Origin of the sequence: Mycolicibacter acidiphilus, from assembly GCF_018455725.1 — a bacterium.
In the GTDB taxonomy this organism is placed as follows: Bacteria; Actinomycetota; Actinomycetes; order Mycobacteriales; family Mycobacteriaceae; genus Mycobacterium; species Mycobacterium acidiphilum.
This window is the reverse complement of the sequence record NZ_JAHCLR010000078.1, coordinates 1-14,716: the sequence shown is the minus strand read 5'-3', so window position 1 is coordinate 14,716 and position 14,716 is coordinate 1. Positions and strand designations below refer to the sequence as shown.

General features: G+C 69.3%; 19 protein-coding genes. 15 read left to right on the top strand and 4 right to left on the bottom strand.

Translation table 11 applies throughout. The annotated features are described in order from the left end of the window. The coding region (locus KIH27_RS21120) for an HNH endonuclease signature motif containing protein (RefSeq protein ID WP_214094929.1) at nucleotides 1–944 on the top strand (944 nt) is incomplete at its 5' end. Nucleotides 945–964: 20 nt separating this feature from the next. On the opposite strand, the gene KIH27_RS21115 is transcribed toward KIH27_RS21120, so the two are convergent. Further along, nucleotides 965–1,435, bottom strand: coding sequence for a hotdog fold domain-containing protein (locus KIH27_RS21115; protein ID WP_214094930.1), 471 nt, complete (start codon nucleotides 1,433–1,435; stop codon nucleotides 965–967). Between the two features lie 349 nt (nucleotides 1,436–1,784). Between KIH27_RS21115 and rpsJ the strand changes: the two genes are divergently transcribed. Genes rpsJ through rpsQ form a run of 11 tightly spaced genes read left to right on the top strand, consistent with a single transcriptional unit; the run spans nucleotide 1,785 to nucleotide 7,214 of the window. Next, nucleotides 1,785–2,090, top strand: coding sequence for a 30S ribosomal protein S10 (gene rpsJ, locus KIH27_RS21110; protein WP_003883485.1), 306 nt, complete (start codon nucleotides 1,785–1,787; stop codon nucleotides 2,088–2,090). Nucleotides 2,091–2,106: 16 nt separating this feature from the next. Next, nucleotides 2,107–2,760 carry a 50S ribosomal protein L3 gene (rplC, locus tag KIH27_RS21105; RefSeq protein ID WP_214094928.1) on the top strand — a complete coding sequence of 218 codons (654 nt, stop codon included), beginning with the start codon at nucleotides 2,107–2,109 and terminating at the stop codon, nucleotides 2,758–2,760. Next, nucleotides 2,760–3,413: a 50S ribosomal protein L4 gene (rplD, locus tag KIH27_RS21100; protein WP_214094927.1), complete on the top strand. Its 654-nt coding sequence runs from the start codon at nucleotides 2,760–2,762 to the stop codon at nucleotides 3,411–3,413. The genes rplC and rplD overlap by 1 nt, the downstream gene beginning before the upstream one ends. Beyond that, complete coding sequence (rplW, locus tag KIH27_RS21095; protein ID WP_214094926.1) at nucleotides 3,413–3,715, top strand: 50S ribosomal protein L23; 303 nt, start codon at nucleotides 3,413–3,415, stop codon at nucleotides 3,713–3,715. Before rplD ends, rplW begins: the two co-directional genes overlap by 1 nt. A gap of 27 nt (nucleotides 3,716–3,742) precedes the next feature. Further along, nucleotides 3,743–4,579, top strand: coding sequence for a 50S ribosomal protein L2 (gene rplB / locus KIH27_RS21090; protein ID WP_214094925.1), 837 nt, complete (start codon nucleotides 3,743–3,745; stop codon nucleotides 4,577–4,579). Between the two features lie 9 nt (nucleotides 4,580–4,588). Beyond that, on the top strand, nucleotides 4,589–4,870 hold the full coding sequence (rpsS, locus tag KIH27_RS21085; protein ID WP_214094924.1) for a 30S ribosomal protein S19: 282 nt from the start codon (nucleotides 4,589–4,591) through the stop codon (nucleotides 4,868–4,870). Beyond that, a complete protein-coding gene (rplV, locus tag KIH27_RS21080; RefSeq protein WP_214094923.1) occupies nucleotides 4,867–5,406 on the top strand; it encodes a 50S ribosomal protein L22 in 540 nt (179 codons plus the stop codon). The genes rpsS and rplV overlap by 4 nt, the downstream gene beginning before the upstream one ends. After that, a complete protein-coding gene (rpsC, locus tag KIH27_RS21075) occupies nucleotides 5,406–6,245 on the top strand; it encodes a 30S ribosomal protein S3 (protein WP_214094922.1) in 840 nt (279 codons plus the stop codon). Before rplV ends, rpsC begins: the two co-directional genes overlap by 1 nt. Nucleotides 6,246–6,247: 2 nt before the next feature. Further along, the gene (gene rplP / locus KIH27_RS21070; protein ID WP_019737223.1) at nucleotides 6,248–6,664 is read left to right on the top strand and encodes a 50S ribosomal protein L16; all 417 of its coding nucleotides are present in this window, start codon (nucleotides 6,248–6,250) and stop codon (nucleotides 6,662–6,664) included. Continuing rightward, complete coding sequence (gene rpmC / locus KIH27_RS21065) at nucleotides 6,664–6,906, top strand: 50S ribosomal protein L29 (protein WP_214094921.1); 243 nt, start codon at nucleotides 6,664–6,666, stop codon at nucleotides 6,904–6,906. The genes rplP and rpmC overlap by 1 nt, the downstream gene beginning before the upstream one ends. Further along, nucleotides 6,906–7,214, top strand: a complete 309-nt coding sequence (gene rpsQ, locus KIH27_RS21060) for a 30S ribosomal protein S17 (protein WP_214094920.1) — start codon at nucleotides 6,906–6,908, stop codon at nucleotides 7,212–7,214. The genes rpmC and rpsQ overlap by 1 nt, the downstream gene beginning before the upstream one ends. A gap of 156 nt (nucleotides 7,215–7,370) precedes the next feature. Here rpsQ and eccE read toward each other — a convergent pair whose 3' ends face one another. Continuing rightward, nucleotides 7,371–8,525 carry a type VII secretion protein EccE gene (gene eccE, locus KIH27_RS21055; RefSeq protein WP_214094919.1) on the bottom strand — a complete coding sequence of 385 codons (1,155 nt, stop codon included), beginning with the start codon at nucleotides 8,523–8,525 and terminating at the stop codon, nucleotides 7,371–7,373. Between the two features lie 105 nt (nucleotides 8,526–8,630). After that, a complete protein-coding gene (locus tag KIH27_RS21050) occupies nucleotides 8,631–9,596 on the bottom strand; it encodes a hypothetical protein (RefSeq protein WP_214094918.1) in 966 nt (321 codons plus the stop codon). 379 nt (nucleotides 9,597–9,975) lie between these two features. On the opposite strand from KIH27_RS21050, the gene KIH27_RS21045 reads away from it, so the two are divergent. The 3 genes from KIH27_RS21045 (at nucleotide 9,976) to KIH27_RS21035 (ending at nucleotide 14,185) form a co-directional block, all read left to right on the top strand. Next, nucleotides 9,976–10,875: a LysR family transcriptional regulator gene (locus KIH27_RS21045; protein WP_214094917.1), complete on the top strand. Its 900-nt coding sequence runs from the start codon at nucleotides 9,976–9,978 to the stop codon at nucleotides 10,873–10,875. Between the two features lie 83 nt (nucleotides 10,876–10,958). Continuing rightward, nucleotides 10,959–13,316, top strand: a complete 2,358-nt coding sequence (locus tag KIH27_RS21040; RefSeq protein WP_214094916.1) for an arylsulfatase — start codon at nucleotides 10,959–10,961, stop codon at nucleotides 13,314–13,316. Beyond that, nucleotides 13,316–14,185 (top strand): formylglycine-generating enzyme family protein, encoded by an 870-nt coding sequence (locus KIH27_RS21035; RefSeq protein WP_214094915.1) that lies wholly within the window; start codon nucleotides 13,316–13,318, stop codon nucleotides 14,183–14,185. The genes KIH27_RS21040 and KIH27_RS21035 overlap by 1 nt, the downstream gene beginning before the upstream one ends. Here the strand turns inward: KIH27_RS21035 and KIH27_RS21030 are convergent. Then, nucleotides 14,182–14,716 (bottom strand): hypothetical protein (locus tag KIH27_RS21030; protein ID WP_214094914.1); only part of this gene is annotated, 535 nt, incomplete at its 5' end. The two genes, KIH27_RS21035 and KIH27_RS21030, sit on opposite strands and share 4 nt — an antisense overlap.

Below are 14,716 nucleotides of genomic sequence, written 5' to 3'. Positions count from 1 at the left end.
CGGTGCTGGCCAAACTCGCCGCCCCCGGCATGGCCAACTCCGCCGACGAACACCCCTGCGTCTCGGGTACCCCCAGTCAGCAGCAGATCACCGATGATGACCGCACTATGCCCCAACGCAACCACGACGCCCTGCTCGCCGGGATGCGGGCACTGCTCGCCAGTGGGGAATTAGGACAACTCAACGGGTTACCGGTCACCGTCATCGTCACCACCACCCTGGCCGAACTGCAGGCCGCCACCCACCCCGACACAGCACCGGTTGATGCGCGGACCATCGGCAAGGCGCACACTGCCGGGGGCAGTCTGTTGCCGATGGGTGATCTGCTGCGGATGGCCGCCCATGCCTATCACTACCTGACGATTTTTGACGGACAGGGTCGGGCGCTGTGGCTGGGCCGATCCAAGCGGATCGCGACGGCTGATCAGCGGATCGTGCTGCACGCACGGGATCGGGGCTGTACCCGGCCGGGGTGTCCGGTGTCGGGGTATCTGTCCCAGGCCCACCACAGCGAGAAAGACTGGGCTGCCGGTGGACGTACCGACATCGACGGCCTCGCCCTGGCCTGCCCACCGGACAACAACACCGCAACCGTGCAGGGCTGGACCACCCGCCTGGGTGAGTCCGGCCGTGTCGAATGGATCCCCCCACCGCATCTTGAGCGCGGCCAGCCACGGATCAACCCGTTCCACTTCATCGAAGCCGTCATCGCCCACCACCGTCAGAAGGCCACCGAAGTTCCCGACCCCGGACCGCCGTCTGACCTGCAGCGGCCGCCACCCTGGGGAGACGACCCGTGGCCCGATAACACCTGGCCTGATGGCACCTGGCCCGACGACCCACTACCCGGCGAACCCGATTACGACGCCGCCCTCGACGACCTCCAACGCAGCTACGACGCCCTGGACTACGACGCCCTAGACCTCGACCGGCTTGCCGGGTAGTGCCGGCTTGGCCGGGGCAGCTAGGCCGGCGTGACCCAGGTGGTGATGTCGGCGTGCACGACCTCGGTGCCGTCCCGATCGGTGATGCTGACCGGCACCACGATGTCAGTGCCTTCCGTGATCGCGTCGAAGTCCGGCGCGTCGAGCCGGGCGGTGGCCCGCAGCGACGTCGTCGCCTTGCCCAGGTACTGCACCGTCATCGCCTTGGGGATCCAACGGTGACTGGTCGGGACGGTGGCCTCCATCAGCATGCCCATCGCCACCTCGGCGGCGTTGCACGAGGCGATGGCGTGCACCGTGTGCAGGTGGTTATAGACGTAGAACCACTTCGGCACCGTCACCTCGGCCAGGCCCGGTTCCATCCGCACCACGTGCGGCAGCACCGACGCGAAGTAGGGCACCCGCAGCATCGCCGCCGCGGAGAAGATCCGGGTGCCGCCGGGCACGCCGGCGAGGCGCTTCCAGGCCTGGTAGGTCGGGGTACGGTTCACCATTCGGATCACCCTACTTCGGGTCCGCGGGCGGTGCAGGCGGGCCGTTGACCACGGATTTGGCCGCTGACCGGATGTGGGGCATACTGTTCAGGTTCGCCTGCGCCGGATTCACATCTGGCCGGGCATACGACCAGCGCCCACCTGGGCGCGTCCGGTCAACCTTCGCAGCACGGAGAATTATCGCCGTGAACGAGGCCGCGTACGGGCGACACGCCCGACCGCGGGGACCGGTGGACCAGGACAGGTAAACAGCGGCGGCAGCACCTGGACGCCCGGCCCGAACGGGTCGAGTACCAGGTAGGACGGGTCCGGAGACGGGCCCATGTACGAGTGAGGTAGTAGAAGCGTGGCGGGACAAAAGATCCGCATCAGGCTCAAGGCCTACGACCATGAGGCAATCGACGCCTCGGCGCGCAAGATCGTCGAGACCGTCACCCGCACCGGAGCCAGCGTGGTGGGCCCGGTGCCGCTGCCGACCGAGAAGAACGTGTACTGCGTTATTCGGTCGCCGCATAAGTACAAGGACTCGCGGGAGCATTTCGAGATGCGCACCCACAAGCGCCTGATCGACATCCTCGACCCGACGCCGAAGACCGTTGACGCCCTGATGCGCATCGATCTGCCGGCCAGCGTCGACGTCAACATCCAGTAGGGGAGCCTCAAAAACCATGGCACGTAAAGGTATTTTGGGCACCAAGCTCGGCATGACACAGGTGTTCGACGAGAACAACCGGGTGGTCCCGGTGACCGTCGTCAAGGCCGGACCCAACGTGGTGACCCGCATCCGAACCACTGAGCGCGACGGCTACTCGGCCGTGCAGCTCGCCTACGGCGAGATCAGCCCGCGCAAGGTCAACAAGCCGGTGACCGGCCAGTACGCCGCCGCCGGGGTCAACCCGCGCCGGCACCTTGCCGAACTGCGCCTCGACGACGAGGCCGCTGCCGCGGCCTACGAGGTGGGCCAGGAGCTGACCGCCGAGATCTTCGCCGACGGCGCGTACGTCGACGTCACCGGCACCAGCAAGGGCAAGGGCTTCGCCGGCACCATGAAGCGGCACGGCTTCCGCGGCCAGGGCGCCGGGCACGGCGCCCAGGCGGTGCACCGCCGGCCGGGCTCGATCGGTGGCTGCTCCACCCCGGGCCGGGTGTTCAAGGGCACCCGGATGTCCGGCCGGATGGGTAGCGACCGCGTCACCACCCAGAACCTGGTGGTGCACAAGGTCGACGCCGAGAACGGTGTGCTGTTGATCAAGGGCGCGATCCCGGGCCGCAACGGCGGCCTGGTCCTCGTCCGCAGCGCGATCAAAAAGGGTGAGAAGTAATGGCCATCAAGATCGACGTCAAGACCCCGGACGGCAAGACCAGCGGCTCGGTTGAGCTGCCGGCCGAGCTGTTCGACGCCCCCGCCAACCTGGCGCTGATGCACCAGGTGGTCACCGCGCAGCTGGCCGCCAAGCGGCAGGGCACGCACTCGACCAAGACCCGCGGTGACGTCAGCGGCGGTGGCCGCAAGCCCTACCGCCAGAAGGGCACCGGCCGGGCGCGTCAGGGTTCGACCCGGGCGCCGCAGTTCACCGGCGGTGGTGTGGTGCACGGCCCCAAGCCGCGTGACTACAGCCAGCGGACCCCGAAGAAGATGATCGCCGCCGCCCTGCGCGGGGCACTGTCGGACCGGGCCCGCAACGGCCGCATCCACGCCGTCACCGAGCTGGTCAGCGGTCAGACCCCGTCGACCAAGAGCGCCAAGGCGTTCCTGGGCACCCTCACCGAGGGCAAGAAGGTTCTGATCGTCATCGGCCGTACCGATGAGACCGGCAGCAAGAGCGTGCGCAACCTGCCGGGTGTGCACATCCTGTCGCCGGACCAGCTCAACACCTACGACGTGCTGCACGCCGACGACGTGATCTTCAGCGTGGAGGCGCTCAACGCCTACATCGCGGCACACACCGCTAAGACCGAGGAGGTTTCGGCCTGATGGCGACCATCACCGATCCCCGCGACATCATCCTCGCCCCGGTGATCTCGGAGAAGTCCTACGGACTGATCGAGGAGAACACCTACACGTTCATCGTCCACCCGGACTCGAACAAGACGCAGATCAAGATCGCGATCGAGAAGATCTTCGCGGTCAAGGTCAGCTCGGTGAACACCGCGAACCGTCCGGGCAAGCGCAAGCGCAGCCGGGCCGGCTTCGGCAAGCGCAAGGACACCAAGCGCGCCATCGTGACCCTGGCTCCCGGCAGCAAGCCGATCGACCTGTTCGCCGCGCCGGCCTGACCGGAGTGAGAGAGAGACCTAACTGACATGGGAATCCGCAAGTACAAGCCGACGACACCGGGTCGTCGCGGTGCCAGCGTCTCGGACTTCGCTGAGCTGACCCGCTCGCACCCGGAGAAGTCGCTGGTCCGCCCGCTGCACGGTCGCGGCGGCCGCAACGCGCACGGCCGGATCACCACCCGGCACAAGGGTGGCGGCCACAAGCGCGCCTACCGGGTGATCGACTTCCGTCGCCACGACAAGGACGGCGTCGACGCCAAGGTCGCGCACATCGAGTACGACCCGAACCGCACCGCCAGGATTGCACTGCTTCATTATCTTGACGGCGAGAAGCGCTACATCATCGCCCCGCAGGGCCTGGTGCAGGGTGCCGTGGTGGAGTCCGGCCCGAACGCCGACATCAAGCCCGGCAACAGCCTGCCGCTGCGCAACATCCCCGCCGGCACGCTGGTGCACGCGGTGGAGCTGCGCCCCGGCGGCGGTGCCAAGCTGGCCCGCTCCGCCGGTTCCAGCATCCAGCTGCTGGGCAAGGAAGGCGCCTACGCCTCGCTGCGCATGCCCTCCGGTGAGATCCGCCGCGTCGACGTGCGCTGCCGCGCCACCGTCGGCGAGGTCGGCAACGCCGAGCAGGCCAACATCAACTGGGGTAAAGCCGGCCGTATGCGGTGGAAGGGCAAGCGCCCGACCGTCCGTGGTGTGGTCATGAACCCGGTGGACCACCCGCACGGTGGTGGTGAGGGCAAGACCTCGGGTGGTCGCCACCCGGTCAGCCCGTGGGGCAAGCCCGAGGGCCGCACCCGCCGGCCGAACAAGCCCAGCGACAAGCTCATCGTCCGACGCCGGCGCACCGGCAAGAAGCGCTAGGAGACAGCGATGCCACGCAGCCTCAAGAAGGGGCCGTTCGTCGACGACCATGTGCTCAAGAAGGTCGACGCCCAGAACGAGAAGAACACCAAGCAGGTCATCAAGACCTGGTCCCGTCGGTCGACGATCATCCCCGACTTCATCGGGCACACGTTCGCCGTGCACGACGGCCGCAAGCATGTCCCGGTGTTCGTCACCGAGGCGATGGTCGGGCACAAGCTCGGCGAGTTCGCCCCGACGCGGACCTTCAAGGGTCACATCAAGGACGACCGGAAGAGCAAGCGCCGATGAGCACCACAGTGACTGAGTTTCCGTCCGCGACCGCCAAGGCCCGCTTCGTGCGGGTGTCGGCGTCCAAGGCGCGCCGGGTCATCGACCTGGTGCGCGGGAAGTCGGTGTCCGAGGCACTCGACATCCTGCGCTGGGCGCCGCAGCAGGCCAGCCTGCCGGTCGCCAAGGTGATCGCCAGTGCCGCGGCCAACGCGGAGAACAACGACGGCCTGGACCCGGCGACCCTGGTCGTCGCCACCGTCTTCGCCGACGAGGGCCCGACCGCCAAGCGGATCAAGCCGCGCGCCCAGGGCCGCGCCTACCGGATCCGTCGGCGCACCAGCCACATCACCGTCGTCGTGGAGAGCCGTCCGGTGAAGGCCGGCGGTCAATCCGCGGGAGCCTCGCGGGCACGTCGTGCCCAGGCCAGCAAGGCCGCTGCCGTGAAGACGGCACCGGACGCCACGGAGGCCAAGACGGCCAAGAAGGCGCCCGCCAAGAAGGCGGCAGCGAAGACGACACCTGAGGCTTCCGACGCGAAGGAGGGCTCGGAGTAATGGGCCAGAAGATCAACCCGCACGGCTTCCGCCTGGGCATCACCACCGACTGGAAGTCGCACTGGTACGCCGACAAGCAGTACGCCGACTACGTCAAGGAAGACGTCGCCATCCGGCGGCTGCTCTCCACCGGCCTGGAGCGGGCCGGCATCGCCGACGTCACCATCGAGCGGACCCGTGACCGGGTGCGGGTGGACATCCACACCGCCCGGCCGGGCATCGTGATCGGTCGTCGCGGCACCGAGGCCGACCGCATCCGCGCCGACCTGGAGAAGCTCACCGGCAAGCAGGTGCAGCTGAACATCCTCGAGGTGAAGAACCCCGAGGCGCAGGCGCAGCTGGTGGCGCAGGGTGTGGCCGAGCAGCTGAGCAACCGTGTGGCGTTCCGCCGCGCGATGCGCAAGGCGATCCAGTCCGCGATGCGTCAGCCCAACGTGAAGGGCATCCGGGTGCAGTGCTCGGGCCGTCTCGGCGGCGCCGAGATGAGCCGGTCGGAGTTCTACCGCGAGGGTCGGGTTCCGCTGCACACGCTGCGTGCGGACATCGACTACGGGCTGTACGAGGCCAAGACCACCTTCGGCCGGATCGGTGTGAAGGTCTGGATCTACAAGGGCGACGTCGTCGGCGGCAAGCGTGAGCTGACGGCGGCGGCCCCGGCCGGCGCCGACCGCCCGCGCCGGGAGCGCCCGGCCGGCACCCGCCCGCGTCGCAGTGGGGCCTCGGGCACTACCGCGACCAGCACCGACGCAGGCCGGGCCGCTGAGAGCACCGAGACCACCGCTGCAGAGCCGGCCGTTGAGGCCACCGCTGCGGCGGAGCAGCAGAGCACGGAGAGCTAATCATGTTGATTCCCCGCAAGGTCAAGCACCGCAAGCAGCATCACCCGAAGCAGCGCGGCATCGCCAGTGGCGGCACCGCGGTGACCTTCGGTGACTACGGCATCCAGGCACTGGAGCACGCCTACGTCACCAACCGGCAGATCGAGTCCGCTCGTATCGCCATCAACCGGCACATCAAGCGTGGCGGCAAGGTGTGGATCAACATCTTCCCGGACCGCCCGCTGACCAAGAAACCCGCCGAGACCCGCATGGGTTCCGGTAAGGGTTCGCCGGAGTGGTGGGTCGCCAACGTCAAGCCGGGTCGCGTGCTGTTCGAGCTGAGCTACCCGAACGAGGCGATCGCTCGCGCGGCACTGACCCGCGCGATCCACAAGTTGCCGATCAAGGCGCGCATCGTGACGCGAGAGGAGCAGTTCTGATGGCAGTGGGAGTTGCCGCGGGTGAACTGCGGGAGTTGACCGCCGACGAGCTCGTCGAGCGGCTGCGCGAGTCCAAAGAAGAGCTGTTCAACCTGCGTTTCCAGATGGCGACCGGGCAGCTCAGCAACAACCGCCGGCTCCGTACGGTGCGCCACCAGATCGCGCGCATCTACACGGTGCTGCGGGAGCGGGAACTGGGCCTGGCGTCCGGGCCCGAAGGTTCGGAAGGTGAGGCATCGTAATGGCAGAGACCCAAGCGACCGAGAAGGGGCCGAAGCACACGCCGGCGACCCCGAAGCCGCGCGGTCGGCGTAAGACCCAGATCGGCTACGTCGTCAGCGACAAGATGCAGAAGACGATCGTGGTCGAGCTGGAGGACCGCGTGAAGCACCCGCTGTACGGCAAGATCATCCGGACCACCAAGAAGGTCAAGGCGCACGACGAGAACAACACCGCCGGTATCGGCGACCGCGTCTCGCTGATGGAGACCCGGCCGCTGTCGGCGACCAAGCGCTGGCGCCTGGTGGAGATTCTCGAGAAGGCCAAGTAGCCTCTCCGGGTTCGCTCTGACGCTGAAGCCCCCGCACGCCTAGCGTGTGGGGGCTTTCGCGTGCTTGCCGTATCTCGCCGCGACCGTGCAGAGTTCACCGGCATCTGCCCAAGTGAGGGCGGTGGGTTGTGCACGGTCGCGGGGGTTCCGTGGGGGCTAGGCGGGCATCTTCACCCGCGCCGGCGCCGGTGGAGCGGGCGCGGCCAGCGGGACCTGCAGGGTCTCGTCGCCGTCGACCGTGCGGGTCGGCAGGGCCAGCGTCCGGTGCCCCGGGGCGGGCATGCTGGTGCGCAGGGCGGTCAGCTGCCGCCCGTTGAGCCGGTTGAGTCCGGCGTAGGCCTTCCTGCGGAGGCGGCTGGCACGGTGGAAACGCACCAGCACCGAGATCGTGGTGCGGTTGCGGTGTGCCGCGAGGCGGACGGTGACGACGGTGGCGTCGGTCTCCCGCAGCCACAGCCGTTCCAGGTTGGCCGAGGTGATGTCCCGCGGCGAGACCCAGAACGTGGCCGCGTACTGCCGGGGACCCTTGTGTTCCTTCTGCTTGAGGCGACGGCGCCGCCGCCGGATCCGGCCGGGCTGAAGGCCGGCCAGCAGCGCCGCGTCGACGTCGGCGAACTCGTCGGCGGACAGGATCCGAGCGTCGATGCGCCGCTCGTTGAGGCTGTGCGCCAGGCGTTCGGTGGCCGCTGTCAGGGTGGCGGCCACCGACTCCCGGGCCGCGATAGCCCCGGCGTTGCGCAGCGGGTCCAGGCGCAGGATCAGCCAAGTCCGGCGGTGAGAGCCGGACGCGCCGGGCTCCCCGTCCGGGTCGTCAGCGGTCTGCACCGAGACGATGTCGATGCCGTCCAGGCGGACGTCGAACTGCCGGATGCCGACGGCGACCAGCTCGACCGGCAGCACGGCCGCCTGCGTCGGGGCGCCGCTGTGTCTGCCGGTCGACACCGGCGTCTCGATGCCGATCACGGTGACCAGGTGGCCGTGGTGTTGGCGTATCCCGACGACTTCGCGACTGTAGCGCCGCTGATGATCCGACGCCGCCGTGCGGCCCGCGGTCAGCGCCGCCGCGGGGCTGGCGAAGCGGTCGGCCGCGCGCGCGACGACCGCTGCCGTCAACGGGACCCGCCGGTGGGTGATCAGGGCAGCGGCCGTGATCACGACCGCCAGCCCGACGCCGGGCCACCGCGCCCGGTCCGCCGATCCGAGGGCGTCGGGCCAGTGCTTGGCCAGGGCCAGGATCGCGATGTCGATCAGGAAGATGACGGTGACGCGCAGCCACGACAGCTTCAGTCCGAATGTGTGCTGCGCCTTCATGGGTGGAGCGTCTCCTCATGCGTTGGGGTAGCGGTGGCCGGTGCGGCGCCCCGGGCCCGCAGGGGGGCGGGCCCGGGACGCCCGTTCAGCCGCCGGCCGGTCGGGTCACAGACCGAGGAAACTCAGCGGATCGATGGTGCTGGCCGCGTCGGCGGCGCCAGTCGCGGCGTCGGTTGCGCCGGTCACTGCGTCAGTGGCGCCGGTGGCGGCATCGGTTGCGCCGGTGGTCGCGCTGGTCACCGCGTTGACGGCACCGTCGGCGGCGCCCGTACCCAGCGAGGACAGATCCACACCGCTGAACGCGGCACCCGGGTCGAGGAGCGCGGCCGCGTCGAAACTGGTCGGGATGTTGACGTCGCCGAACGGCGTCACCAGCGTGTCCGTGATGCTGTTGGCGGAGCCGTCCGCACCAGGGATGTCGGTGTAGACGTTCTCGTAGCCGTTGCCGAAGTTGGCGACGTCGTACACCGATCCCATCGCCGGGAGGTCCGACGCGGTCTCGCCCGCGGCCGGGTTCACGCCGGTGATGGTGAACTCGGTGTTGTGGATGCCACCGAACAGGTTCGTGACGTCCTCACTGGTGGTCACGCTGCCGAGGTCGGTGCCACCGGATCCGCCGGTGAGGTCGAAGGTCTGGTCGCCGTCGCCGGCCTGGAAGAACGGCGGGGCGCTGAACAGTGGACTCAGCGGGGTGAATCCCGGCGTCCCGTCGGCCTGCACCGGGTTGAAGGTGTCCTGGCCGAGGGTGAAACCGTCAGTGCCGGTGGACGTCGCGTCCGGGGTGCTGTCCGGCGTGACCGCCGTCGGTGAGACCGCCGCCGGTGTCAGGCTGCCCGTGTCGCCGAGCGGGTCGGCCCCGGTCGCGGTCGGTCCCGCCGGGAGCGCACCGGTGTCCCCCAACGGGGCGGGGGTGCCCGTGCCGGCGGTCAGGCCTACCGGTAGTGCGGTGGCGCCGGTGTCGCCCGCAGCGCCGATACCCGGGTCTGCGACAGCGGCTGCCGCGGGCAGGAATGCGGCCGTCAGTAGACCAGCGGTGACCCCGCCGGCCGACAATATGCTCCGATGATTCATTTCAGTGTTGTTCCTTCCGTTGTTCGCTACGCCCGACCGCATCGACTCGGCATTGAGCGCGGCTCTAATTCCATTGGGCGACACCATGTGTACGGCTTCTCGGAAACCTATTGGGTTTCCGTCGGCCTCGTCCGACGCTAACGGTTCGGCGTACCCGTCACCACCCCGACGGCGGGATATTTCAACAGTTAATCTCAATCCAGGCAATCGTTTTCGCCGATCCACGCACGTTTTATGACGGATGTAAGTCATTGCGCTGACCGCATTTCGGTGAAACGTAACGTCGCACCGAATCTGCACACAGCTTCGTTAAAGGAATGCCGTTGGCGCAATCGGTCTTTCGATTTGACCGATCCCGATCGGACGGCACACTGTCGCAATGGAACTACGCCAACTCAGGCATTTCGTCGCGGTGGCGGAGGAGTTGCACTTCACCCGTGCCGCCGCGAAAGTCCATGTGGTGCAGTCCACCCTGTCGGCCTCGATCAGCAGCCTGGAGCAGGAACTCGGCGCCGCACTGCTGGTGCGCAACAATCGCCGGGTCGGCCTCACGACGGCCGGGCAGGCACTGCTGCCCGAAGCGCAGAGCGCGCTGGCCGCTGCGGATCACGCCCGCACGGCGGTCGACGCCGTCCGGGGCCTGCTGTCTGGGCGCCTGGCGATCGGCGTCGCCCAGGGCTCGGCGGCCGTCGACGTGGCGATACTGCTGGCCCGCTACCACCGGCGCTTCCCGGATATCGAGATCACCCTGCGGCGCGACACGATCGATGCGCTGGTGCAGCAGACGGCTGACGGCGGTCTCGACCTGGCGTTCGTTAGCCGGCCCTACGACGCCGGCCGCGTACGGGAACTGTCCCTCGGGACCGAACTGCTGGTGTTGGCGGTGCGGTCCGACGATCCGCTCGCCGAGCAGCGCCGGGTCGCCCTGGGCGACCTGCGGGAGCGGGAATTCGTCGAACGCCGAGCGGATTTCCGCACCCGCGGCTACATCGACGGCATCTGCGCGGAACTCGGCTTCCAGCGGATGATCTGCGCCGAGTGCAACACCCCCGACGACCTCGTCCACCTGGTCGCGGCCGGCCTGGGCGTCGCCTTTCTGCCGCAGGCTCTGGTGGCCGGATCGGAGCATGTCGTCGGGCTGATGACCGAGCCGGCGATCCTGCGGGAGACGACCGTCGTCACCCCGGGGGAGCGCGCGCCGTCACCGGCGGCCGCCGCGTTCCTCGACGAACTGTCGGGCGCCGGATTCGGCGGCGGGGACGCGCGGACCGCGGTCTGAAAAACGGTGGCGCCACCGCCCGAGCCGGGTAGTCTCGCACCGGATCGGGGGCCGACAACGGACTGGCGGTGACGGGGTTTGCGATGACGGATACGGACGGTTTCCAGGGCAGGATCGAACTCGACATCCGGGACTCCGAACCGGACTGGGGCCCATTCGCCCCACCGGCGGCGCCGGCCGGCGCACCCAACGTGCTCTACCTGGTGTGGGACGACACCGGGATCGCCACCTGGGACTGCTTCGGCGGGCTGGTCGAGATGCCGGCCATGAGCCGGATCGCCGAACGCGGGGTGCGGCTGTCGCAGTTCCACACCACAGCACTGTGCTCTCCGACCCGGGCGGCGCTGCTGACCGGGCGCAACGCCACCAGCGTCGGGATGGCGACCATCGAGGAGTTCACCGACGGGTTCCCCAACTGCAGCGGGCGCATCCCGTTCGAAACGGCGCTGCTCAGCGAGGTACTCGCCGAAGCCGGCTGGAACACCTTCTGCGTCGGCAAATGGCACCTCACCCCGCTGGAGGAGGCGAACATGGCCGGCTCCCGCCGGCACTGGCCGACGTCGCGGGGCTTTGAGCGGTTCTACGGGTTCCTCGGCGGTGAGACCAACCAGTGGTATCCCGACCTGGTGTACGACAACCACCCGGTGGCGCCGCCCGCCGCACCGGAGGACGGCTACCACCTGTCGAAGGACATCGCCGACCGGACAATCGAATTCATCCGCGACGCGAAGACGATCGCGCCCGACAAGCCGTGGTTCGGCTACGTCTGCCCGGGCGCCGGCCACGCCCCGCACCATGTGTTCGCCGAGTGGGCGGACCGCTACGCCGGGCGATTCGACATGGGCTACGAGGCCTACCGGGACGTGGTGCTGGCCAACCAGAAGAACCTGGGCCTGGTGCCGGCCGACACCGAACTCTCGCCGGTCAACCCGTACGCGGACACCACCAGCGCCGACGGCCTGCCGTGGCCGGCGCTGGACACGGTCCGGCCGTGGGACAGCCTGGACGCCGACGAGAAACGGCTCTTCGCCCGGATGGCCGAGGTGTTCGCGGGTTTTCAGAGCTACACCGACGCGCAGATCGGCCGGATCCTGGATTATCTGGAGGAGACCGGTCAGCTCGACAACACCATCGTCGTGGTGATCTCCGACAACGGCGCCAGCGGAGAGGGCGGGCCGAACGGCTCACCCAACGAGAACAAGTTCTTCAACGGCTACCTCGACACCGTCGCCGAGGCGATGAAACTCTTCGACCAGCTCGGGTCACCAGAGACCTACAACCACTACCCGGTCGGGTGGGCGATGGCGTTCAACACCCCCTACAAGCTGTACAAGCGGTACGCCTCCCATGAGGGCGGCATCGCCGACCCGGCGATCATCAGCTGGCCCAACGGGATCGCCGCACGCGGCGAAGTGCGCGACAGTTACATCAACGTCTGCGATGTGACGCCGACCGTCTACGACCTGCTGGGGATGACGCCGCCCGACACCGTGCGCGGCATCCCGCAGCGCCCGCTGGAAGGGGTGAGTTTCACAGCGGCCCTGCGCGATCCGGGCGCCGACACCGGCAAGCGGACGCAGTTCTACACCATGCTCGGCACCCGCGGGATCTGGCACGACGGGTGGTTCGCCAACACGGTGCACGCCGCGGCCCCATCGGGCTGGGGCCGTTTCGACGCCGACACCTGGGAGTTGTACCGGATCGAATCCGATCGCAGCCAGTGCCGTGACCTGGCCGATGAACACCCCGAGAAACTCGCCGAACTGCAGGCGCTGTGGTTCGCCGAAGCCGAGAAATACCAGGGCCTTCCGCTGGCCGACCTGAACATCGTCGAGATGATGAGCCGGCACCGCCCGCAGGTCGCCGGGAGCCGCAACAGCTACACCTACTACCCGCACACCGCCGAGGTGCCGTTGGGCGCCTGCGTGGAACTGCGCGGCCGCTCCTTCACCGTGCTGGCCCGAGTGCTGGTGGACGACCCCGATGCCGAGGGAGTGCTGTTCAAACAGGGCGCCCGGCACGGCGGCCACGCCCTGTTCATTCAGGGCGGCCGGCTGCACTACGTCTACAACTTCCTCGGCGAGCGCGAGCAGTGGCTGTCGTCGGCGGCGCCGATCCCGTTGGGACAGCACGTGTTCGGGCTGCGCTACCAGCGCAACGGAACCGTCCCGAACAGTCACACCCCGATCGGGGCGGCGGCACTGTACATCGACGACGCCGTGGTCGCGGAGTTACCGGAGATGATCACCCAGCCCGGCGCGTTCGCGCTGGCCGGTGGCGGAGTCAGCGTCGGGCGCAACACCGGGCAGGCGGTGTCGGCGGCGTACCGGGCGCCGTTCGGGTTCACCGGCGGCAGCATCGTCGACGTCACCGTGGACGTCAGCGGTGAACCGTACCTGGATGTGAAAGCCGCGCTGGCAGCAGCGTTCTCGCGAGACTGATGCGCACCGAACTGGTGGCGCTGCCCGGCGGTGTGTACCGGATGGGGTCGACGGCGTTCTACCCCGAGGAGGCGCCGGCGCACACCGTGACCGTGGCCGGCTTCGCGGTCGAACGACATCCGGTCACCAATGCGCAGTTCGCCGAATTCGTCGCCGCCACCGGGTATCTGACGGTCGCCGAGCGGCCGGTCGGCATCGGGGACGCCGACCCGGGCGCCCTGGTTTTCACCCCCACCGCGGGTCCGGTGGACCTGGCCGACTGGCGGCAGTGGTGGACCTGGGTGCCGGGCGCCTGCTGGCGGCACCCGCACGGGCCGGACAGTGACGTCACGGACCTGCCCGATCATCCGGTGGTGCAGGTCGCCTACCCCGACGCCGCCGCGTATGCGGACTGGGCCGGGCGCCGACTGCCGACCGAAGCCGAATGGGAGTACGCCGCCGGCGGGGGAGCGCGGACGACCTACGCCTGGGGCGACGACGAGCGGCCCGACGGGCGCCTGATGGCCAACACCTGGCAGGGCCGATTCCCGCACCGCAACGACGGCGCGCTGGGCTTCGCCGGCACCTCCCCGGTGGGCACGTTCCCGCCGAACGTCTTCGGACTGGTCGACATGATCGGCAACGTCTGGGAGTGGACGACGACGCGGTTCACCGGCCACCACCGGCTGGACGAGCCGGTCAGGCCGTGCTGCAGTCCGATCGGACCGCCGGACCCGACGGTCCTGCAGGCCCTCAAGGGCGGTTCGCACCTGTGCGCACCGGAGTACTGCCACCGTTACCGGCCGGCCGCCCGGTCCCCGCAGTCGCAGGACAGTGCGACGACGCACATCGGGTTCCGCTGCGCCGCCGACCTGCCCGGAGACGGCTAGGGGTTGTTCGCGCCGGGTAGGCCGGGGGTGCCCGGTGTGCCGTCGGTGCCGCCGTTGCCGCCGTTGGTGCCGTTCCCGCCGGTGTTGCCCGTGCCGGTGCCGCTGCCGCCGTTGCCGCCGGCGCCACCGATGCCAGTGCCCTGCGGTGCGTCCTTGCCGCCGTCGCCGCCGTTGCCGCCGTTCCCGCCGTCGCCGCCGACGCCGCCGTCGTTGCCGGTGCCGCCGACCCCGCCCTCGCCGCCGCCACCGCCGCCCAGCAGGCTGCCGCCGTTGATTCCCTTACCGCCGTCGCCGCCGTCGCCGCCGGTCCCACCGGTTCCCGAGTTGCCGAATCCGCCGTTGCCGCCGTCGCCGCCCCCTCCGCCGCCGCCGACGTCGCCCCGGCCACCGTTACCGCCGATGCCGCCGTTGCCACCCTGACCGCTCGCGCTGCCGCCGCCACCACCGCCACCGGCCCCGCCGCCGCCCGCGCTGCCGTCGGTGCTGCCGGTGCCGCCGCTCCCACCGTCGCCGCCGTTACCGCCGCTGGCC

Coding starts and splice junctions, on each gene's coding strand:
- eccE (WP_214094919.1), bottom strand. CDS start 8,525: ATGAAGGCGCAGCACACATTCGGACTGAAGCTGTCGTGGCTGCGCGTC.
- rplC (WP_214094928.1), top strand. CDS start 2,107: ATGGCACGTAAAGGTATTTTGGGCACCAAGCTCGGCATGACACAGGTG.
- rplP (WP_019737223.1), top strand. CDS start 6,248: ATGTTGATTCCCCGCAAGGTCAAGCACCGCAAGCAGCATCACCCGAAG.
- rpsQ (WP_214094920.1), top strand. CDS start 6,906: ATGGCAGAGACCCAAGCGACCGAGAAGGGGCCGAAGCACACGCCGGCG.
- KIH27_RS21045 (WP_214094917.1), top strand. CDS start 9,976: ATGGAACTACGCCAACTCAGGCATTTCGTCGCGGTGGCGGAGGAGTTG.
- KIH27_RS21050 (WP_214094918.1), bottom strand. CDS start 9,596: ATGAATCATCGGAGCATATTGTCGGCCGGCGGGGTCACCGCTGGTCTA.
- rplW (WP_214094926.1), top strand. CDS start 3,413: ATGGCGACCATCACCGATCCCCGCGACATCATCCTCGCCCCGGTGATC.
- rpsS (WP_214094924.1), top strand. CDS start 4,589: ATGCCACGCAGCCTCAAGAAGGGGCCGTTCGTCGACGACCATGTGCTC.
- KIH27_RS21035 (WP_214094915.1), top strand. CDS start 13,316: ATGCGCACCGAACTGGTGGCGCTGCCCGGCGGTGTGTACCGGATGGGG.
- KIH27_RS21040 (WP_214094916.1), top strand. CDS start 10,959: ATGACGGATACGGACGGTTTCCAGGGCAGGATCGAACTCGACATCCGG.
- rpsC (WP_214094922.1), top strand. CDS start 5,406: ATGGGCCAGAAGATCAACCCGCACGGCTTCCGCCTGGGCATCACCACC.
- rplD (WP_214094927.1), top strand. CDS start 2,760: ATGGCCATCAAGATCGACGTCAAGACCCCGGACGGCAAGACCAGCGGC.
- rpmC (WP_214094921.1), top strand. CDS start 6,664: ATGGCAGTGGGAGTTGCCGCGGGTGAACTGCGGGAGTTGACCGCCGAC.
- rplB (WP_214094925.1), top strand. CDS start 3,743: ATGGGAATCCGCAAGTACAAGCCGACGACACCGGGTCGTCGCGGTGCC.
- rplV (WP_214094923.1), top strand. CDS start 4,867: ATGAGCACCACAGTGACTGAGTTTCCGTCCGCGACCGCCAAGGCCCGC.